Consider the following 21,394-nt stretch of genomic DNA (forward strand, 5'->3'; position numbering starts at 1 on the left):
CCTCAAAGGCCTGACTGCATCGTGTGGAGAGCGGTTCGCGTTAGACTGACAGCACCCCCGCGATGTTGGCCGCGCGCGGGGAGAGCCTGATCGACTCTCCTCCGCCATCGGTCGACCCGTCGCCGTCGAGGTCGACCGAGAGCGATCGAAAGCGTTTCTTCAGGGTGATGTTCAGCAACCGGTCGGTCGAAGCAAAGCCGAACTTGCCGCCTTCGGTCGGGGCGTACAGCTGGATCGAGTCCAGCGCCTCGGCCGGCAGTTCGTTGATGTCGGCGACCGACGAGACGCGCCGCCCGTTGACGATAATCGAGAAAGGGCGACCGCCTTGTTCGTCCCGCAGCTTCTGGATCAGGTCACCGACCAACAGTGCGCCATAGGTCAATACTTCGTCTTCGGACAACTGCCGGGCCGGGGTCGCATTATCCAGCGGCTTGGCACGCCGCCGGCCGACAACGACGATCTCGGGATCGGGTGGGGCGACGGGTTCGGGCCGGCTCTGTCGGTCCCGTGGGGTTTCCTGCGTTGCCACAGCAAATAGCCGAACCGAATTCTGAACGACAGCATGCGCCGGTACCGATAAGATGGGAATGGAAATCATCAGCTAGAAATCCGCGCAACAGTTATCGAGCCGAACCGTGACCAGCGCCGCGAGACGTGCCTATCAACACGTGCGGATAAGGTCGACAAGCAAGTCATTGCCGGCGCAAGCAGTTGGAAGCGATTGTAGATGTAGGATGGGCGCATACGCGGCGGTATCCGATGCTTCAAGTCTGCGCGAGGGACCAATCGGTCGAGTTCGTGATGCATGATGCATTTTAGCAAAAAACGTTCTGAACAGGCGGTAAGTCAGATCGGGCACGCCGGATGGAAGAGAACATCGGGATCGGTTCTACGGCGAACAGGATCAGGTTCAGGTAAGCTTGTCGCCATAGCATCGTGGACGGCAAGCGAGAGCGTCCAGTCGCCAGACAATACAGGATGCCGGTTGGCCGCAGGAGGAAGGTAGTCGCCGAGGATAGCGGCAAAACCGGGGGAATCATTACATGCGCCTTTCGTGCAAATCCTTGCTGCTTGCGGCAACGGTCCTTCCTATGATCCAGGGTGTCGCGTCGGCACAGACCGCTCAACCGACGCAGGATACGCCGTCGACTGACGGCCAGTCTGCCGACAGTCACCTGGACGACGATGCCGACGGATCGACGCAGACGACTATTTCTGGGGACCCTGAGCAGATCGCGGCGGAGCGCGCCAAGGCGCTCAAGGAAGCGCCGTCCGGAGATCAGGCCGACATCGAAGTCACCGGGAGCCGCCTGTCAGATGGCGACGTTACCGCGCAGAAGATCATCATCGACCGGGCGCAGATCAAGGCGCGTGGCGTGACCTCGGTCGAGGACCTGATCCGCACCCTGCCGCAGAACGTCAACACGATCGGCGCGATCACCAACGAGCGTACCCGCGGGCCGCTGTCGCTGCGCCCCAGGGGGGCGAGCGTTTCGGAACTCGGCACGCTCGGCGTGTCCGCCGCTAACTTGGGCGGAACCGGCGCAGGGAACACACTGGTCCTCATCAACGGTCGTCGCATGGCGGGTGCGGCGGGAATCGAGGACGGGTTCGTCAATCTGAACGGCATTCCGCTGAGCGCGATCGAACGGGTCGAGATCCTGCCCAGCGGATCGGCCGCGATCTACGGCGCCGATGCGCTGAGCGGCGTCATCAATTTCATCCTGCGCAAGGATGCCAAGGGGCTGACGCTCGGCAGTCAGGCGCTGAAGTCGAGCGCCGGGGCCGACAATGCCCGATTCAACGCCTACGGTGCCTATTCATGGGGCAGCGGCCGGATTTCGGCTACGGCCGACTATCAGAAAATCTACCCGATTGTGAACAGCCGGACCGGCTATGTTACCGACGATTATTCGTCCTATTTCGACGGTGATCCGCAGTACGACTTTCGTTCGTTTCAGAGTGGCTTACAGCCCGGGGTGATCGAGCAGACGCAATTTATTTTCGATCCGGTCACCAGCAACACCACGGTCATTCGTCAGGGATTGACTGTCCGGCCAGGGCTGAGCCGTCCTCCGACCCAGGCGGATTTCGTGACGGTCGGTCGTGAAGCGCTGCGCGACTTCATCCCCCGCCTTGCCGGACCGCAATCGGAGACGGTCAGCTTCACCGGCAATATCGACCAGAAAATCACCGATCGCCTCTCGGTCTATGTGCAGGGGCTGTATTCGCGGGCGAAGAACCGGCTGGAAGGCGATATCGGGCAAGGGCTGACGGTGCGCCTCGGCGTCGGCCAAGCGTATAACCCGTTTCCCGCGTTCGGCACGGGGGGGACCGCCGAAACCTTCGTCAGCTATTATCCCGCCGCCGAGGTCGCAGCCGGAATCATCACGCCGCGCGTGTTGCGCAACACCGCGACCAGCTGGAGCGTGAACGCCGGCGCTACCTACGATGTCAATAAGGATACCCGACTAAGCCTGATCTACACCACCTCGCAGTCCACCAGCACGGGATCAGGCGTGCGGATGGGATCGGTCGTCGACTTCACGACGCTCCCCGACGGAACGCGGGGGTGTGTCAACGACGAACTGTCGCGGTCGCAGATCAGTGCCGCGCGGCGCGCGGTCTTGCAGCCGGTCTTCGACCGGCAGTGCCGGGCGCTGACCAGCGCAGATCCGGCGGTGGCGTTCAACCCGTTTCGGAGCGACGTGAACGCTCCGGGCGGCGGCATCAGCGATTTCCTCTACAACGACGCGCGCGAGGACCGCTCGTCGCGGCTGTCGCAATATGAGGCGCGGCTGACCGGGTCGTTGCTGACGCTGCCGGCCGGAAAGCTGACCTATGCGGTCGGCGGCGAATACATCACAGACGGCGCGGACAGTTCGGAAATCAACCTGGTCACCGGCACCGCTGGCAGCCGCGATCGTTATGCCGCGTTCGGTGAACTTAGTCTGCCGATCTTGGGTAAGGGATATGACCTGCCGCTGATGCGGACGCTGACCTTCAACCTCGCGGCACGGCGCGATACCTTCAAGACCAGCGGCGCGATCGGGACGGTGAACAACGTACCCGTCGCACAAGGTGGCGAACTGGTCTTCGGCGAGAACACGTTCAATCGTGTGACCCCGTCGTTCGGTGTGCGGTATCAACCAGTGGGCCAGCTGACCTTCCTCGCCAAATGGGGTCGCGGATTTCAGCCGCCGCCCTATACCCAGTTGTTCAACCCCGCCGGTACGGAGCAGTCGTTCGCTACGATCATCGGCGATCCCTATTACAACTGCGCGGCAAACCGCGACTGCCTCCGCAACGATCCCGCCCGCGGGTATCTTGTGCCACTCGTGACTGCACCCAACGTCAACCTGCGCCCGCAGACCTCGCGGCAGGAAAGCTTCACCGCATCGTGGCGCCCGACTGGGTTCCTGGACAACCTGTCGATCGACGCGACGTTCAACCGGACGGTGATCCGCAACGAATTCGGCCGTCTCGACGACATCAACCAGTTGCTGACCCGTACGGAAGCCTATTCCCTGTCGCAATTCTATGCGCGCAACGCGAACGGCAAGGTGACGCAAGTCAATGCGAGCGTCTTCAACCTTGTTGCATCGACGTATTCGTCGATGACCTACGAGGTCGCCTACTCGCTGATGACCGATATCGGCAATTTCGAACCGCGCGTGGTGGTGGTCGACAACCTGAAGGCGGAGCGGCAGGTGTTGCCGACCACCCAGCCTCTATCGAGGGTCGGCACGATCCAGGGACCGGACGATTATAGGGTGGTTGGTTCGCTCGGTTACTTCCGGGATCACGTGACCCTGACACTGTGGGCATATCACACTCCGTCGTATCTCAACGACTATGATGCCTCCATCAACGCCGGTATTCGGAACGTGACGCCGAATCTGCGCAAGGTCGACAGCTATACCACGTTCGACTTGACCGGATCGTGGAACACGAACCATAAGGTCAGGTTCAATTTCGCGATCCGCAACCTGTTCAATCCCAAGCCGCCCTTCGCACTGGTCCAGAACCGTCCGTATGACACGGCGCGATACAACGCCGCCGGCCGAACGGGGATGATCCAGATGGAATACAACTTCTGACCGTCTTTTGCCTCAACCGCGAACGGTTCGTTCGGGACGCACCCGTCCGGCACGCATTGTGCCGGGCGGGGCAAGCTGGCAGGAATCCCGCATGCGCTTGCTGATGGTCGAGGACGATACGGGCGTGGCGGAGACGCTGGCGGCGTTTCTGCGCCGTCAGGGCTATGTCGTTGATGGGGCAGGGTCGCTCGGTACGGCGCAAGAGGCGCTGCTGTCGGGGCAGTTCGATCTGGTGATCGTCGACCGCACACTGCCCGATGGCGATGGCATGGAACTAGTGCTTGGTGCCAAGGCGGGGTTGCGGCCGCAGCGCTTCCTGATGCTGACTGCGATGAGCGGAGTGGAGGACACCGTCGCCGCGCTGGAGGCCGGCGCGATCGATTATGTCGTCAAGCCGTTCGAGCCGCGCGAACTGCTCGCCCGTATCCGCAACGCGCTGCGGCGGGAGTTGAACGTACGGCACGAGCCGAAGCGTTTCGGACCGCTGAGCTACGATGCCGACAGCAACAGCTTCACCATCGACGACGAACCCTTCGTTCTGCGTCGTACAGAATCGCTGGTTCTTGCCGCGCTGATCGCCCGGCCCGGCGCGATGGTCCCGCGCGAGACGCTGGAGGCGCGGGTCTATGGATATGACCGGTTCGTCAACGCCAACTCGCTGGAATCGCAGATATCGCGCCTGCGCCGCAACATTGCGGGCAGGACCGACCGGGTGAAGATCCAGACCGTACGCGGCGTTGGCTATTGCCTGAGCGAGAGCTGATGCCAGACTGGTGCAAGCCAGCCGGTCCATGCTCCGCCCTTGACCCCGCCTCTTTTTTTCGATCGAGAAACAATGCAACCGACCGATGAGATTGCCCAGGCCCGTGCCAGTGCGGCCGAATTCGCCGACACCTTCCGTCGCATCCGCGCCGAAGTGGGACGGATGATCGTCGGGCAGCACGAGGTGATCGACGGCGTGCTGACGGCGCTGATGGCGGGCGGACATGTGCTGCTGGAGGGGGTTCCGGGGCTTGGCAAGACCGCGCTGGTGTCCACCGTCAGCCAAGCCGTGTCGGTGCCGTTCTCGCGCATCCAGTTCACGCCGGACATGATGCCCGCTGACATCATCGGTACATCGATGCTGAGCGAGGTCGAGGGCGGCCACCACGAACTGAGCTTTCAGGAAGGGCCGATCGTGTCCAACCTGGTGCTGGCCGACGAGATCAACCGGGCAACGCCGCGGACCCAGTCGGCGCTGCTCGAAGCCATGCAGGAGAAGCAGGTGACGGTCGGGCGGCGCACCATCCGAATGCCCGATCCGTTCTGCGTCATGGCGACGCAGAATCCGGTCGATCAGGAAGGCACCTATCCGCTACCCGAGGCGCAGCTGGACCGGTTCCTGTTCAAGCTGACGGTCGGCTATCCCGAAGAGAGCGACTATCACGCGATCATCGACCGCACCACCAGCGCGCAATCGGTGAAGATCGCGCCCGTCAGCGATGCCGCGACGCTGGTGCGGATGCGCGACGTGGTGCGCGCGGTGCCGGTGGCGCATGTAGCCAAGAGCTATGCGATCCGCCTAGTCATGGCGACGCAGCCGGGTAGCGACTATGCCCCCGACCTGGTGACGCGCAACGTGACGCTGGGTGCTTCGCCGCGTGGGGTGCAGGCGTTGATGCTGGCGGCCAAGGTGCAGGCGCTGCTCGATGGCCGGTTCGCGGTCTGCACCGACGATATCGCCGCCGTGGCGCTGCCCGCGCTGCGCCACCGGATCGTCCCCAATTTTCATGCACAGGCCGGCAGCGTCAGCACCGACACGCTGGTCGAGGAGGTCTTGGCCGCCATCGACCGGCCGGCCGACGACTGAGGAGCCGTTCGGCGACGTGGTCGAGGGTGGCGATGTGCCCCGGCAGTCGCCTTGCCGAGCGAGCCGATGGCGAGTGAAGCTACGTTACGAACTGCGGAGTAACCAGGCGCAGACGCGCGCGATGCCGACCGAACCCACGGCCGTCCCGATCGCGACCAGGATGACATTCACTACCGATGGGAAAACAAGATAGCCGAGGACTGCGCCGAACGCGAACCCGGTAATTGCAATCCTCATTGTCGCTCCTTTGCAATATGCGAAGACAGTACGATGTTTGTAGGAGGATCGTGTGTGTTGAACCGTTCGTCGTGGATAGCGACGGAGTTTGTCGAAACGGCGTAACGATAAGCCGTCTGCGGGTACGGATCACCGTAACCGCCTGCCGTACACGTCGCGAACCTCGACCGGGGCAAGGTTCAGGCCGCGAATGCCCGCCTCGATTCGGGCGAGATTGCCGACGACGATCCAGGTCATCGCGCCGGGCCGAAACGTCTCGCGCGCAACGCGGTTGACCGTCTCCAGCGTTACTTTCGCAAGTGCGTCGCCAGCCCGGCCGGCGTCGTCGAGCGGCCGGCCGCGATCGTTGGCGCGCAAGATCGCCTGCATCACCGCCGCGTCGCCGTTCAGTCCTGCGGGTACCGCACGGATTGCGGCGCCGCGCCGGGCCTCGAGTTCGGTCGCGGTGATCGGCCGGGTAGTAACGAACGCAGTCAGTTCGCGCTGGATTTCGCGCATGGCGTCGGCGGTGCGGTCGGTTTCGATCGCGCCGGTCGCGCTGAAGACGCGCGGACCATGGGCGGTATCGGCGATGCTTCCTTCGAAGCCATAGGTCCAGCCCTTGCCTTGTCGCAGGTTCGCGTTGATGCGGCTGTCGAACTCGCCCGCCAGCGTCATGTCGGCGATGACCTCCGCCGGGCGCCGGTCGATCGCATGGGGCGGGACAAGCTGGCCGATCGTGATCTGGCTCTGCGGCGCGCCCGGCGCGTCTACCAGGATGATGCGGGGAGCGGCGGCGGGAGCTGGCATGACGGGGACGGCGGCGGGAGCGTTGCGTCGCCAGTCGCCGAAATGCCGCTCCGCCAGGCGGTGCGCTTCGGCAGGCGTGATGTCCCCCATCACCAGCAGCGTCGCCCCGTCCCCGCCGAGTTCGCGGCGGTGGAAATCGGTCAGCATCGTGCGCGTCAGCGGCCGGAGCCCACCGGGGTCGGGCAGTTTTCCTCCCGGCCCGTCGCCCCACAGCGCGTTCGCAAGCAGGAGCCCGGCGGCTACCTGCGGCTGCGCGGCATAGGCTGCGAGGCGCGCGGACGCCCCCTGATTATAGGCGTCGATTCGTGATTGCGGATAGACCGGGTTGCGCAGCATGTCGGCGGCGAGCGCGAAACCGGCATCGACGTTGCGGGTTAATGTCGACCAGGTGAAGTCGCTGGTGGTCGCGCCGATATGGGCGTCGAGCACGATGGCGCTGTGTTCACGCTCCGAGGTCAGGCGGGCTTCGTCCGCATGGGTGGTGCCAGCGCTCATCCATCCGAACGCCTGCTGCACGGCGCCGGGTGCGTAGCGATGGTTGGCCTGCGTCCCGACAGGGAATCGCACGTCGACATCGACGATCGGCAGGTCGTGCCGTTCGGCGACGATCAGCGTCATGCCGTTCGCCAGCCGGGTACGGGTGATCTTCGGAAACGGTACCTTGTCCTTGAACGGGCCGATTTCGGGCATCCGGCTGCGGTCGACGACGGGTGTCGGGTCGGCCCTTGTTGGCGTGGCGGTCGACGACGTCGCGGCCGGGGCAGGCGCGGCGGGTGGCAGCGGTTCGGGTTCGCCCGGCAGGATGGTCTGCTGGTAGAAGGGGCGCGACAGCCAGCGGCCTGCCACCTCGAGCAGTTGTGCGCTCGTCGCGCCGGCGGTCCAGTCGCGCTGACGCAGAAGCGTGGCGGGGTCGTCCAGATACAGCGCGCCGACTGCCATCTGCAGGCCGACATTCACGTTGTCCTGCATGTCGCGCAACAGGCTCTGATCGGTCAGCGCGGCAATGGCCGACAGCTGCCGCTGTTCGGGTCCCTGTGCCAGATAGCGGGCGATCGCTGCATCCAGCGCCGCCTCGGCGGTCGCGACCGACACGTTCGGGCGCACCGCCATCGACAGCGAAAAGACGGTGCTGAGCTGTCCCGGGTCCAGCTGGGCCGACAGATGCACCGCAGGCTTGCCTTCGCCGACAAGCGCCGATTGCACGGAGCGCGGGCCGGGGAGGGTCATCGTCTGTCCGGCCAGTTGCAGCAGCGTCATGTCGCGTGCAGCTCGTGGATCGATCGACCAGACGCGGGTGATGACTGGTGTCGCGACCGGCTCGTGATAGACGACCCGCCGGGTCGCGGTCAGCGTCGGCACGGGGGCAGCGATGCGTGGCGGCACCGGGCCACGCGGCACGTCGGCGAAATAGCGGCCGACCCTGGCCCGTGCGGTCGCGACGTCGATGTCGCCCGACAGTACCAGGATCGCATTCCCGGCCCCGTAATAGGTCCGGTGCCACGCCTTCACTTCGTCGAGCGTCGCCGCCTCAAGATCCTCGGTCGTGCCGATCACCGGGCGGGTATAGGGGTGGCCGGGCGTATATAAATCGCGCTGGAACCGCTGTTCGGGGCGCGATACCTGCGTCGGCGTCTGGCTGGCTTCGTTCTTTATCACCGCGCGCTGGTCGTCGAGGACGCGCTGGGTGAGGCCGCCGGTCAGATGCGCCATCCGGTCCGATTCAAGCCAGAGCGCCAGATCGAGCGCGTTGGTCGGCACCGTCTGATGATACTCGGTATAGTCGGCGAGCGTGCTGGCGTTGACGTCGCGGGCGCCAGCGGTGGTCATCGGCACCAGATAGTCGCCTGTGCGGTTCGCGGTCGGCTGGAACATCAGATGTTCGAACAGGTGCGCGAAGCCGCTGCGCCCGCGGGGTTCGTCCTTTGCGCCGACCCGGTAATAGACGCCGACGAAGATGTTGGGGTTGCGCCGGTTGCTGTGGACAAGGACAGTAAGCCCGTTGGGGAGCGTGAAGCGCTCGACGTCGAAGCGGATCGGGTGCGCGACGGCCACGGCGTGCTGCGCGATGGCGGGCAGCGGCGTGGCAGTGGCGAGCAGCAGCGCAAGGCAGTGGCGGGAAAGTGGCACGATCGTTCTCCGGCGCCCCTTCGGGAACGGGGCAGAAGCGCGATCAATCACGGGAAGCTTGCACCAGCCTTGCTGACCGGTTGCGTCAGGTTGGTGCAAGCCTGCATCGATAGGCGGAGGATATGATAAGCGAGCCATGTTCGTGACGATAGAAACCGGTGCCGCACTACGGGCCCGGCTGGATATGCTGGAAGCGCGTGGCCGGTCGTATCTCGCCGCGCTCGGGCGGCGCGATGCGCTGGCCACTGCGACATCGGCTGCGGCCCGGATAAGCGTTATCATGCCGCTGCTCGGGCTGTTCCTGGCGTTCGTGTGGCCAGTGCCGGTTGCGGTGCTGATCGCCGCCACCATTGGCGTGCCGTTGCTGTCTGGTGTCGGTGCTTTCGCCCTCGGGCGACGTATCGTCGTCGACCGCGATACGGCGCTTGCGCTGTTCGATCGAGGACCGGGGTTCAAGGACCGCGTGGCGGTCAGCGACGAATTTCTTGACCGGACCGATGCCGGCGGTTTCCATGCGGCGGCGGTCGCGGAGGCCGCGCCGTGGATTACCCGCGCGCTTGACGTGCCGCTGGCGCATCCGGAGGTGCGGCAGGTTATCCGGTGCACGCTGCGGAAGCGGGCGGGCTATCCGACTGGTGCCGCTGTCGTGCTGGTGCTGGCGATCCTGCTGGGGCGGCCGGTCGGATCAGATTCGCAAAGCCCCGTAGAGATGCGGGGCGAGGAGGCTTCGAACCGGGGGCAGGCGGGTGGCGATCCCGGCGCGGTCCGGTCCGACCTGCGGGGGGCGACGGTGGCCACCGCGATCGCCGCCATGTTCGGGGACCGGCTGGGGCTGGTCGATGCCCTGCACGGGCGGGCGGACGGGGGAGGCGACATGCCGCCGTCGGGCGATGCCGCATCCGGTGCCGAGCGGCCCGGGCCGGGCGCCGCCGCCGGCGATGCGACGGGCGCGGCGAATGCCGGCGCGGCGGCATCCGCCGGCGGCGGACAGGGCGCTGCCGGGCGTGGCGGCGGTGCCGGTGGCGCCGGCGAGGGCGCGGCCGGTCGGGACGGCAGCGGCAGCGCGCCCGGCGGCGAGCAGGCATCGATCAGCGAGCGGACCGAATCGACCGCGGGCATAGCGCGTCAGCGGAACGGTGAGAGCGGGACCGAGACGCCGGCACCGGCGCCCGGCGAGGTCCGGACGGACGCCGCGTCACGGCGCGCCGAACGGCCGCGACCGCCGGTCGCCGAACGGGGTCAGGCATCGCCCAACGCGCCGGGCAGCGCCAATCCTGCCGACACGCGCCGTTCCACCTCCCCGCCGCAGGCCGATCAGGGGGATGGGCAGCGGCCGGCTCCCGGCCGTCCGGGCGAGCGCAGCGAAGAACAGGAGCAGTCACAGGGCAACAAGCCCGGACAGGGCAGCAACAGCCCCGGAACCGCGCAGGAATCGCTCAAACGGTCGCGGGGCCTGTCGTCGCTGCTGCTGGCCGTCCCGACGGTCGATCGGCTGGCCGGAACCCCCGACGCCGGCCCGTCGCGATCGACGCTGCGCCGGGTGTCGCCCGAGGCGCGCGAAGCCGGTGCGGCGCTGGCGGGCGACAGGGGCGTGCAGGGCGGCGATGCCGGCATCGTGGCGCAGCGCCCGGCGACGCCGCATGAAGCGCGGCTGGTTCGCGACTATTTCAACCGCGGCGGTGGGGAGCGGCGATGATCGGGGGGTGGTCGCGACGACGGGGCACGGCAACGGCACCCGCCGCGCCGACGGATCTGGCGAATGCGCAGGACGATCTGTTCGACCCCGCGTTCCTCGCCGCACTGGACCGGTTCAGCCTGCGCGTCGCCGAGGCGCAGAAGGGCGGCCGACTGGCCGACCAGCGGACGCCCGCGCGCGGGCAGGGCGCGGACTTCGCCGATTTCCGGGCCTATGCGGCGGGCGACGACCTGCGCACCATCGACTGGAACCTGTATCGCCGGCTGGGCAAGCTGTTCGTCCGGGTCTTCGAAGAGCGGCAGGACCTGCCCGTCTACCTGCTGATCGACGTGTCGCGCAGCATGTACATCGAAACGCCGCCCCGCATCCGCGCGGCGCGGCGGATCGCATTCGGGCTGTCCGCGCTCGCGCTGCGCCAGCAGGACGCGGTGACGCTGCTGCCGTTTTCCGACGGCGAAGCGGTGCCGGCGCAGCGCCCGGTCAGCGGCAAGGCCAATATCGCGCGGATCGCCCATGCGCTGGCGACGCTGCGTCCCGGCGGGCGTACGGGGCTGACGGCGGCGATCGGCCGGCTGGCCGCCACCCGGATGCGGCGGGGGTTGCTAGTGATCGTATCGGATTTTTTCGACGACGACGGCATCGGCGAAACGATTTCGGCAATGCGCGGTCTTCGCCACCGGCTGCTGCTGGTGCAACTGAAGAAAGCGCATGATGCCGACCCGTTGCTGGGCGGCGACGTGATGCTGGACGATGGCGAGGTCGACGGCGGCGTGCCGTTGACGATCACGCCCGAACTGACCGACGCGTATCGCCGTACCTGGCGCAGTTTCAACCGGCACCTGACCGATTTCGCCGAAAGCAATGCCGTCGGATTGATGTCGATCGATGCCGATGGCGATGTTCTGGAACAGATGACCGATTTCTTCGCCGGTGGGCGGATGCCATGGTGAGCTTCGCCACATGGTCGGTACCGGTTGTCGTAGCCGGCGGGTTGGCGATCGTCGCGCTGCTCTACGCCCTTCAGCGGTTGCGCGTCCATCGCCGCCGCGTCGCGCTCGCCGCCGCGCCATTGTGGTTGCAGGCCGCGCGCGCCGCGCCGCCGCGCGTGCTGGGTGGACCGTTTCGCCGCCCCCTCGCCTTTCTGCTCGCGCTGGCGATCGCGCTGGCGCTGTGGCTGGCGGCATCGCGACCCGAACCGGTGGGCGCCCCTGCCGCCGGTGTGCATCTGTTCTACCTCGACCCGTCGGCGCTGATGACCGGCGGGGGCAGCTTCGCACAGGCACGCGCCGCCTTGACGCGCGAAGCGGCCGCCGTCCCGGCGCGTGCCCGCACGGTGTATCTGGGCGATGCCGATGGCACGCTCCTGCTGGCTCCCGGCGAGGATGGTGCCTTGCTGCCCGCGCGGCTGGGCGACGTGCGGCCCGGACTGTATCCGTCCACCTTCGCGCGGTGGCTGGCGACGCGCGACCGTGGCGCACCGGTCACCGTGCACTATTTCGGCCACCGTGCGGTGTTCGAGGCCGCGGTTCGTCCCGGTGGCGATGTGCGGGTGGTGCCGGGGTTCCTCGCCGATCCGGTGGCGAGCAATCGCGGGATCGTCGAACTGGGCGTGTCGCCGGCGGCGTCGGGGGCATGGGACCGGGCGGACGTGCTGGTGACGCTGTCCGACGCGGCGCTTGGAGCCGATGCCTTGCGCGTGCCGGGACGGGTCGAGGCGCTGGGCGGCGGGCGCTTTGTCGTGCGGGACGTGCCGGCGACCGGGCAGACGCTGACGGTCGTGCTGCGGCAGGGCGACGGGTTCGCCGCCGACGACCGGGCGTCGATCCTGATCCCCGATCGCCGACCGGTCCGGGTCGCGATCGGCGCGGGCGTGCCCGCCACCATCGCGCGGGCGGTGCGGATCGATCCGGCATTCCGCATCGTCGCGCTAGGCGCCGCGCAGGTCGTCATCCGCACCGCCGACGCGTCCGCGCCGGCGCTGCCGTCACTGGTGCTGACCGACCCGGCGCGCGAGGCGGCGACGTTCGTCGTCACGACCCCGCCGGGCGAGGGCGACGTCGCGCTCGCCGACCGGCTCGACGCGCTGGGTTTGCGCGGCATCGATGCGGCGGGGGTGGCCGACGATCTCGGCCGGCCGGTCGCGCTGCGTGAGGGGGTGCCGGCGGCGGCGCGGTCGGTCGCGGCGTGGCGGACGCTGTTCGCCGAACGGACCGGTTTCGCCCGGTCGCCCGCATTGCCGCTGTTCGTGTCGCAGACGCTGCGGTGGCTGGCCGCACCGACCCCGTGGGTGCCCTATGCGAAGGCGGGCGCACGCCTGCCCGACCAATCCGCGCTCTATGGGCTGGCCGGCGATCCTGCCCTGCGCTCGCAAAGCCTTGGCGATGGCGTTTATCTATCGTCGGCAGGACCGGCCAAGGTCGCCGACCGCGACGTACAGGTGGCGCTGGCCGACCGCGAGACCAGCCGGCTGGCGTCCGCGCGCCCGGCCGCGGCCGCGCCGGTGGATGGGGCGGGCGGGTCCGTTCCCGACCTGCTGTTCCCTGTGTTGCTGCTGTTCGCCGCCGTGCTGCTGGCCTGTGAATGGCGGCTGTTCCAGCGGGGCTGGATGCCATGAGTGTCGGGTTCCTTCATCCGCATTGGGGCTGGTTGCTGCTGGCGTTGCCGCTGTTGGCGTGGCGGGTCCGTTCCGGTGTCGACCGCACGCAGATCGCGCTGCGCGCCGCGGCGTTCGCCGCGATCGTCGCTGCGCTGATGCAGCCGAGCCTGCTGGTCGCCACCGGGCGGCGGCAGCATGTCTTCATCGTCGACCAGAAGGCGGCACTGACGGCGGCGGCGCGGGAGAAGGCGCGTGCGGTGCTGGCCGGCCGGCTCGCGCGCCTGCCCGCCAACGATCCGGTAACACTGGTCCAGATCGGCGGCACACCACTGGCGTCGCGTGCCGACCGGCGCATCCGGCTGGGCGAGCCGGCGTCGCTGTCCGAGGCCTTGGCGCGGGCGGTCGCGGCCGTGCCGCCGGGCGCCGGCGCGACGGTCACGCTCATCACCGACGGGTTGTCGAACGACCGGCGCTGGGCGCGCGCGGTCGCGGGACTGGTACGGCGCGGCATCCCGGTCGATACCGTCGCGCTGGAAACCCCGCGCCCTGCGCCGTTCGTCAGCGATCTGCGGGCCGCCCCGGCCCGGACCGGCGAAACCGTCGAGGCGGTGGCGACGGTCGAGGGGCACGGCGACGATGTGGCGGTCGCGCTCTATTCGGGAACGCGACTGCTCGCCACGTCGCCCGCGATCCGGGTCGACGGCGTGGCGCAGGTGCCGCTGCGCTTCACCGCGCCGGCACCCGGCTTCCTACCGATCGGTGCGGTGCTGCGCGGTGGCCGACGTAGCGATGCGGCGCGGTTCGATGCCGTGGCGGCGATCCAGCCGCCGCTGCGCCTGCTCTACCTAGGCGACCGGCAGCGCGGCGGCGCGGCACGGTTGCAACGGTTGCTGGGCGGCGGCTTCCGGGTCGAGACCCCGGCCGATACCGCCGCCGTTGCCGATTTCGGCGCATGGCCACTGGTCATGGTCGACGACGTGCCGGCCCGACGCCTGTCGGCGGCGACGCAGCGGCAATTGCTGCGTGCGGTCAAAGAACGCGGCACCGGGCTGCTCTATGCCGGTGGCGAGGCCGCGTTCGGCGACGGCGGTTATCAGCGTTCGCCGCTGGCCGCCGCATTGCCGGTGACGTTCCGGCAGGAGGAACGCGCGGAAAAGCCCAGCGTCGCGGTGGCGGTGGTGATCGACAGTTCCGGGTCGATGCAGGGCCAGCCGCTGGAGCTGGCCAAATATGTCGCGCGTCTTGCGGTGCGGAACCTGACGCCGCAGGACCAGTTCGGCGTCGTGGAATTCTATGGCGCGAAGCAATGGGCCGTGCCGATGCAGCCGGTGCGGGATAGCGCAGCGATCGAACGGGCGATCGGGCGGATGCAGGCGCAGGGCAGCAGCGTGCTGTTCCCGGCGTTGCAGGAGGCCTATTACGGGGTCAAGAACGCGCCGACGCGCTACAAGCATGTGCTGGTCATTTCCGACGGCGACGTCAGCGACGGGGCGTTCGAACAGCTGATCCGCCACATGGCGGCCGACCGAGTCAACGTGTCCACGGTCGTTCCGGTCGCGGGCGAGCGCGGCATCGACAACATGACTCAATGGGCGCGCTGGGGCCTCGGCCGCTTCTACTATGTGCCCGACGACGCCAGCCTGGTGCAGATCGACCTGTCGGTTCCCGGCACCACCGCGTTGCCGAGCTATCGTCCGGCCCCCGCCGCGCCGCGCGTGACCGGACAGGATTGGTGGCGCGACATCGGTTCGCCGGTGCCGCCGCCGGTCGCCGGACTGGTGCGGGTCGACCTGCGCAGCGAGGCGGACGCGATCGTCGAGGCGGGAACGCCGCTGCTCGCCAGCTGGCTCTACGGCCGGGGGCGGGTCACCGCGATGATGACCGAGCCGCTGGGACAGGGGACGCAGGGTTGGGCGGGCTGGCCGCGCTATGGCGAGTGGCTGGCCCGGGTGGTCGATCGCACCGCCGCCGCCGATGCGCCGCTGAGCGTGGCGCTGGAGCGTCGCGGCGGCGAGGTGGCGGTCACCGTCCAGCGGACGGGCGGTGGCGGCAATGCGATGCCTGAGGCACGGCTGGACCGCGGTGCGGTGATCCCGCTGGTCGAACGCGCGCCGGGGCTGTTCTTCGGAACGGTCGCCGTGCCGCCGGGCGATGCCGCGCTGGTCGTCGTGCGCGATGGCGACACGCTGGTCCGCGCCGCCGACCGGGCGCATTCGGACGATGCGGGAGGACGCCCTTTCTCTGCGCTGGCGGCGCTGCCGCTCGCCGATTTGTCGCGCATCACCGGCGGAATCGCATCCCCCGGCGCTGGCGACGGCACGGCGATGACCGAACCGACCGGCCCCGGTGACCGGATCGCGATTCCTTTGTGGGGATGGGCGGCATTGGCGGCATTGCTGTGCTACCTGATCGAGATCGCCTATCGCCGCTGGCCGCCGCGCCGGAGCGTAGGATTGCGAGAGATTATACGATGATGCGCAACGGGGTGGCGATGACGGCATTGGCGGTGGCGCTGGCGACCGCCGGTCCATCCGCATGGGCGCAGGTGCAGACCGGCGTGGCGGGACGCAGCGTCGCTGCGCCATCGCTCGCCCGGCTGCTGGCCGCGCCGCGCCTCGATCCCGCTGGCGTCGATGCGCTGTACCGGCGGGCGGTACTTGAAGGCAGTCTTGCGGCGCTGGAGGCGGAGATCGCGGCGGCGGCGCACCGCACGGATGCCGCGCCCGTGCTACGTGCCCGCGCTTTGCTGGTCGGCGCGTTGTTGACGTGGCAGGACGGGCGGATCGATGCCGCGATGACGGCGGCCGAGGCGGCGCTGGCGATCGATCCCGGCTATGACGCGCAACTGCTTCGCGCGCGGCTGCTGGATGCGACCGGCCGTCCGGCGCAGGCGATCCCCTTCTACGCCGCCGCCGCGCAAGCGTCGTCGAGCGCCGAGGATCGCGCCGCGCTGCAGTTGCGCGCCGCCATCGCCGCTGCTGACGAAGATCCCAAGGAGGTGATGCCGCTGATCGCACAGGCGGCCCCCCGCGAGCGGCGGGGGATCGCGGTATTGCTGGGGTTGTTCGGCGACCCGGCGGGGGCGCTGGCGACCTACCGCCCGGCCATCGCCGGTGCGCCGCCGTTTTCGGCGCAGATCCGCATGGCGCAATGGGCGATCGCCGCGAAGGACCGCGGCGCCGCGACCGATGCGGCATGGGCCGCGAGCCGGGTGGGCAGTACGCCCGCCGACCGGCGCTACGCCCTCGCGCTGCTGGCGGAGGCGTTTCGCGACGCCCGCGACCTGAACGCGCTGCTGGCGTTCCTGCGGGACAAGCCTGCCGATCCCGACGTCACGCAATTGCGGATCGACACGCTGGTCGAACTGGGTCGACTGGACGAGGCGTTGACCCTGGTGCGTGCCACCGCCGATCCGGCGCTGCGCGCGCAATTGCCGGGCCTGCTCGACCTCGCCGGGCAGCGCGAGGCGCTGATCGCCGAATATGAGCGGCGGATCGCGCGCGAGCCGGCGGCGCTGCGTTGGTATGACGCGCTGGCCGTCCTGTTGCTCAGCACCGGCGACCGCGATGGCGCGACCGGCGTGTTCCGCCGGCTGTTCGCCGCCAATCCGGGCAATACCGCGCTGCTGACCGATGCCACGCGGCGCATGATCGCGATGGGGCTGTCCGATGTCGGATTGACGCTGCTGGGCGGCAGCGGTGCGGGACGCAGCACGGCGATCCGGCTGTTCCAGTTCGAGAGCGAGGCGGCGCAGGGCCGGACCGGGGCCGCCGCCGCGACGCTTGCCGGCCTCGACCAGAGCCTGCCCGCGCGCGATCCGCAGCGCATCGCGCTGGCCGACGGATACGAACGGCTCGGGCGGGGTGGCGACGCGCTGCGCATCCTGCTCGCGCTGGAGAAGGCCGGGCACGTCTTCGGCTTCGACGATCAATTGCATGTCGTGCGGTTGCAGCGTGACGCAGCGCAGGACGTGGCGGCGCTGGCACGTCTGCTCGACCTGTGGTTCGTGACGAGGCTGCCGGCGCAACGGGGCTTCGTCGAGGCACAGATCGTCGAGGTCGCACGGCGCGTCGACCGGATCGACGCCGTTTCGGATCAGGTGCGTGCCCGCATCGCCACCGGCGACGACCGGGGCGTCGAGCTGTTCGTCGTGCTGCGCATCGCCCGCAACGATCCGGCCGGCGCACGGGCGGCGGTGGAGGCGTTCGCGCGAACTGCCGGGGGATCGGCGGCGCGGTTGCAGCGGGTAGCGGCGCTGTACCGGCGGCTTAACGACCACGCGCGATACCGCGCGACCCTGACGCAACTGACCGCTGCCGATCCGGCGAATGCGGCCACCTACCTCCAGCAACTGGTGCGCGACGTCGCGATACCGTCGCGGGGAAGCGACGCGGCGTTGCCGTCCGCCGAACTGGATGCGTTGCTCGCCCGGCTGGCGGCCGTGCGCCGGTCGGATCCGGCCGAGGCGCGGCGCTTCGCGGCGGGTGTCTATGGCGGGGCGGGGCAGGTCGAGCGGGCGGTCCGGCTGTACCGTGAGGCGGCGGCGATGTCGGCGACGGACCGGGATGCGGTGCTGGGGCTGGTCAACCTGCTGAACGCCAACGGCGCGCGGGCGCAGGCGATCGCGCTGTTGCAATATCGTGCCGAATTCGCGGCCACCCCTGCCGATCAGGCGCAGGCGATCGACGCGCTGGCGGGGGTATTGGCGGCGACGTCGCCCAGCGGCGGGGCGGAGCAGTCGCCGCAATATGCCGCCGTCCGCCTGCTCTGGGCACGGCGCCGGCTGACGTGGCGGCTGGCGCGGGGGGACGATGATGCCGGGCTGTACGACCAGCTGGCGGACCTGTCCGAACAGATCGGCGACACACGGATGCAGCGCCGCGCGCGCGAGGCGTCGCTGGCGGTCGAGGGAACGCAGCGCGCGGCGACGCTGCGCCAACTCATTGCCCTGTCTAGCGCGGGGGCGGGTAACGACGATGCCAAGGCGCGCTACGGCCGGCGCCTGACCGCGCTGCGTCAGGCCTATCCGGCGGACGTCTATGCCGAACTGGCGGCGGCGATGCTCATGCAGCGCGACCTGGCCGGGGCCGAACGGGCGTTCGCGCTGATCGAGGATATCCCGGGGCTGGTGAATGTCGATGCGTTGCGCGCCGATGCCTATCTCGCGTCCGGCTATCTGCCGCGCGCGCTGGCGGGATATAGTCGCGCGCTGCTGCGTGACCGGGGCGATGCCGGACTGATCCTGAAGACCGCGATCCTGCAGGAGCAGGTCGGCGACCGCGAGGTTGCGCGTGCCCTGTACTGGCAGTCGTTGCGCGATACGGTCCAGCGCCTGCCGGTCGTCGCGGCGGCGGGGCAGGGACCCGTAGCGTCGCCCTTTGCCGACAGCATGCTGGAGGGGCTGTTGTTCACCTGGCCCGGCGACCCCGCGAAGCGGGAGCCGCTCCGTGCCGCGCTGGAGGCGATGACGCGTGAGGCGACCGATGGTGCGGCGACGGCGACGTGGTCCGGCGCGGTGCGGGCGCAGCGACTGCTGACGATCGCCCGGCAACTGGCGGCAAGCGGGCGCGATCCGGCCGTGCTGGCGGCGATCGATCCGCTGGTCGTGGCGCGTTTCGCCGGTGATGCCGGGTTCGTGCGCGACCGCGCGGCCTTCCGCAACCTGACCGGGCAACCGGCCGCGATGGCGGTTGCCGCTGCGCCGTCCGATGGCGACTGGGGCACAGCGGCGCTGGCGATGCAGGCACAGGGCGGTACGAATCCCGAGCTGCGCCTCTCCCTCGCCCTCGATCGCGGCGACGATGGCGAACTGGCGACGCTGTTCGAACAGGCCGCACGGGCCGAGGTGGCGAAGCGCGATGCCCTGGGGCCGACCGACTTCGTGTATGAATCGTCGCTCAACGCGATGCTGATGATGATCGCGGGACAGCTTCCGGCCGCGCGGCTGCGGACGGTGGTGCTGGAACCGCTCGACAAGGTCGGCAATCGCGAGACCGCGCTGTTCGACCTGTTTCGTACCGCGCCCGACCGGCTGGCATTGATGGAACGGGCGGCGGGCGGGCCGCTCCTGTCGGCGGAACGGCTGGCGACGCTGATCCGGACGCGCTTCAACAGCCCGTCGCCGCGCCGTGTATCGCTGCGCCGCCGCAGCACGCCGCCGCCGGATGCCTATGCCGTGATGATCGGGCGATTTTCGCTCGACCAGCAGGTCGCGCTGTATGCGGGGCTGGCGGAGGACGGACAGCGGACCGGCGCGGAACCGATCCTCGTTGCGCCGCTGGAACGGCAGGTGCTGCGACAGACGCTGTCGACCGGGCAGCAGGCGCGGATGACCGATGCGATCCGGCAGGTGATGAGCCTGGATCTGCCGGTCGCCGGGCGGGCCGGACGGCTGTTCGCGCTGACCGATGTGCCGGTGGCGAACCGCCCGGTCGTCGTCGCGGGTGCACGGGCGCTCTCCGAACGGTCGCCGCAGGATCGTGTCGTTCCCGACGCGATCGAGGCGCTGTTCCGCGGCGATCGTACGACCGCGCTCGAAATCTTGCTGGCTGCCGGCGAGACACCCGACGGCGGCGACTATGCGCCCGCCGCGATCGCAAGGCTGCTGGCCGACGACTATCGACGGCAGGGTGCGGCGTTCGTGGCGCTGCCGAACCCCGGCACCCAGGCGCGCGCGCAATTCTACCGGCGCTATGTTCTGGCGAACCCGACCGGTTTCGGCGGCACCGCTGTCGATGCCCGTACCTATATCGAACGGCTGGTATCGCTCGAACCCGACAACGGCATCTATCTGGCGCAACTGCTTGCCCGCCTGTGGGGCGAGGGTGATCGGGGTGCGGTCATCGCGCGCCTTGCGCCGTTCGTCGCGGCACATCCCGACGACCGGGATGCCGCTGCCCTGTTGCAGATGGTGCAACTGCTGGCCGGGCAGGACGCAGCGGCGACAGCGGTCGCCGCCCGATCGCGCATCGACGTAAACGACCCCGACACGCTCGCCGATCTCGTGACCCGGATGCAGGCCGCGCGCGACAGCGCCAGCGCCGGAAACGGCGCCCCTTCTCCCACGTTCCTGATGCTGTTCGGCTATGCCTATGACACGGCGAAGCGGGAAAAGCCGAACCTGCGCGGCGTCGCGGCGATCGCCGCCCGCAACCGCGTCGATCCGGCCGCGCCGGCCGCGGTCGCGGCCGACTTGCTGGACCCCGTCGTCCGCCCCGCCGCCGATCCGGCGAACCTGGCCGCGACCATGCGCGGCGTATGGCGGCGCAGTGTTGCCGATCCGGACAAACCCGAAGACACGGCCGAAGCGAAGCGCGGCCAGTTGCTCGAACGATTGACCGACGTCGGCCTGTCCGTGGTGCCGCCGGGCAAGCCGGACGGCAATGCCCCTGCCGCTGCATTGACCGCGACGCCCGCGATCGTCGGCGAACTGGAGGAGGAGGCGCATCTGATCGATCCTGTCGTGCGTCAGCAGCAACAGCCGCTCTACGACCTGATCGCGGCGGGTGCGCTTCGGCAGGGGACGGCGGATCGGCGGATCGACGAGCTGTTCGCGGCGCTGGCCGGTGGCGGTATCGACTCGCACGGGCTGCAATTGCTGGCGACGCTGACGGTGCGGAGCGGGCGGGTTCTGGACGCCGGGCAGGTCACCGCGCTGCGCCGTGCGGTCGAACGCATGCCGACGATGAGTGCGCGCGAACGCATCCTGTGGTCGCAGGTCCTCGCTCGCAGCGGGCAGATGGAAGCGGCCCGGCAATGGCTGGAGGCGGCGGTGTTGCAGATCCTGTATGTCGACCGCGCCGATCTCGCGGGCGGGGCGAGGCTGGCGACGTTCGATACGGTCGTCGAATCGCTCGGGACCTGGACCGACCGGGCGGCGGCCGTCGCGGCCCATGCGGCGCTGTCGGCAAGGATCGAAAGGGAGCGGACGATCATGCCGCCCGACGATGTGCCCGGCTCGTTGCCGCCGCTGGTCCCGACGTCGTAGCGGCGGCCGGACA

The 21,394-nt window shown here is 68.9% G+C and carries 11 protein-coding genes; 8 read left to right on the forward strand and 3 right to left on the reverse strand.

The genetic code is table 11. From position 1 onward, the window contains the following. Positions 1-40: 40 nt before the first annotated feature. Positions 41-529, reverse strand: a complete 489-nt coding sequence (locus ASE91_RS04270; protein ID WP_056623063.1) for a hypothetical protein — start codon at positions 527-529, stop codon at positions 41-43. Positions 530-1,091: 562 nt separating this feature from the next. Between ASE91_RS04270 and ASE91_RS04275 the strand changes: the two genes are divergently transcribed. The 3 genes from ASE91_RS04275 (at position 1,092) to ASE91_RS04285 (ending at position 5,949) form a co-directional block, all read left to right on the forward strand. Continuing rightward, the gene (locus ASE91_RS04275) at positions 1,092-4,100 is read left to right on the forward strand and encodes a TonB-dependent receptor domain-containing protein (protein ID WP_082453798.1); all 3,009 of its coding nucleotides are present in this window, start codon (positions 1,092-1,094) and stop codon (positions 4,098-4,100) included. A gap of 91 nt (positions 4,101-4,191) precedes the next feature. Next, entirely contained in the window at positions 4,192-4,863 is a 672-nt protein-coding gene (locus ASE91_RS04280) for a response regulator transcription factor (RefSeq protein ID WP_056623066.1), read from the forward strand. A 72-nt stretch (positions 4,864-4,935) separates the two neighbouring features. Next, a complete protein-coding gene (locus ASE91_RS04285; RefSeq protein WP_056623069.1) occupies positions 4,936-5,949 on the forward strand; it encodes an AAA family ATPase in 1,014 nt (337 codons plus the stop codon). An 84-nt stretch (positions 5,950-6,033) separates the two neighbouring features. Here the strand turns inward: ASE91_RS04285 and ASE91_RS19150 are convergent, their stop codons facing one another. Together ASE91_RS19150 and ASE91_RS04290 are read right to left on the reverse strand one after the other, a co-directional pair. Then, entirely contained in the window at positions 6,034-6,186 is a 153-nt protein-coding gene (locus tag ASE91_RS19150; protein ID WP_156357655.1) for a hypothetical protein, read from the reverse strand. 129 nt (positions 6,187-6,315) lie between these two features. Further along, entirely contained in the window at positions 6,316-9,102 is a 2,787-nt protein-coding gene (locus tag ASE91_RS04290; protein ID WP_162233618.1) for a M16 family metallopeptidase, read from the reverse strand. Positions 9,103-9,238: 136 nt separating this feature from the next. On the opposite strand from ASE91_RS04290, the gene ASE91_RS04295 reads away from it, so the two are divergent. From ASE91_RS04295 to ASE91_RS04315, 5 genes are read left to right on the forward strand one after another with little or no spacing between them, the layout of a single operon-like run. Then, positions 9,239-10,798 (forward strand): hypothetical protein, encoded by a 1,560-nt coding sequence (locus ASE91_RS04295; RefSeq protein ID WP_056623078.1) that lies wholly within the window; start codon positions 9,239-9,241, stop codon positions 10,796-10,798. Next, positions 10,795-11,748 carry a DUF58 domain-containing protein gene (locus ASE91_RS04300; protein ID WP_055997657.1) on the forward strand — a complete coding sequence of 318 codons (954 nt, stop codon included), beginning with the start codon at positions 10,795-10,797 and terminating at the stop codon, positions 11,746-11,748. Before ASE91_RS04295 ends, ASE91_RS04300 begins: the two co-directional genes overlap by 4 nt. Continuing rightward, positions 11,745-13,412: a hypothetical protein gene (locus ASE91_RS04305; protein WP_235530309.1), complete on the forward strand. Its 1,668-nt coding sequence runs from the start codon at positions 11,745-11,747 to the stop codon at positions 13,410-13,412. The genes ASE91_RS04300 and ASE91_RS04305 overlap by 4 nt, the downstream gene beginning before the upstream one ends. Next, entirely contained in the window at positions 13,379-15,868 is a 2,490-nt protein-coding gene (locus ASE91_RS04310) for a VWA domain-containing protein (RefSeq protein ID WP_156357656.1), read from the forward strand. The genes ASE91_RS04305 and ASE91_RS04310 overlap by 34 nt, the downstream gene beginning before the upstream one ends. After that, the gene (locus tag ASE91_RS04315; RefSeq protein WP_056623088.1) at positions 15,865-21,381 is read left to right on the forward strand and encodes a hypothetical protein; all 5,517 of its coding nucleotides are present in this window, start codon (positions 15,865-15,867) and stop codon (positions 21,379-21,381) included. Before ASE91_RS04310 ends, ASE91_RS04315 begins: the two co-directional genes overlap by 4 nt. The last annotated feature ends 13 nt before the right edge of the window (positions 21,382-21,394 follow it).

Source organism: Sphingomonas sp. Leaf62 (assembly GCF_001421915.1).
Taxonomy (GTDB): domain Bacteria; phylum Pseudomonadota; class Alphaproteobacteria; order Sphingomonadales; family Sphingomonadaceae; genus Sphingomonas.

Excerpts from the sequence above, each read along its gene's own strand:
- ASE91_RS19150 (WP_156357655.1), bottom strand. The coding sequence starts at position 6,186 with ATGAGGATTGCAATTACCGGGTTCGCGTTCGGCGCAGTCCTCGGCTAT.
- ASE91_RS04310 (WP_156357656.1), top strand. The coding sequence starts at position 13,379 with ATGGCGGCTGTTCCAGCGGGGCTGGATGCCATGAGTGTCGGGTTCCTT.
- ASE91_RS04280 (WP_056623066.1), top strand. The coding sequence starts at position 4,192 with ATGCGCTTGCTGATGGTCGAGGACGATACGGGCGTGGCGGAGACGCTG.
- ASE91_RS04300 (WP_055997657.1), top strand. The coding sequence starts at position 10,795 with ATGATCGGGGGGTGGTCGCGACGACGGGGCACGGCAACGGCACCCGCC.
- ASE91_RS04285 (WP_056623069.1), top strand. The coding sequence starts at position 4,936 with ATGCAACCGACCGATGAGATTGCCCAGGCCCGTGCCAGTGCGGCCGAA.
- ASE91_RS04275 (WP_082453798.1), top strand. The coding sequence starts at position 1,092 with ATGATCCAGGGTGTCGCGTCGGCACAGACCGCTCAACCGACGCAGGAT.
- ASE91_RS04315 (WP_056623088.1), top strand. The coding sequence starts at position 15,865 with ATGATGCGCAACGGGGTGGCGATGACGGCATTGGCGGTGGCGCTGGCG.
- ASE91_RS04295 (WP_056623078.1), top strand. The coding sequence starts at position 9,239 with ATGTTCGTGACGATAGAAACCGGTGCCGCACTACGGGCCCGGCTGGAT.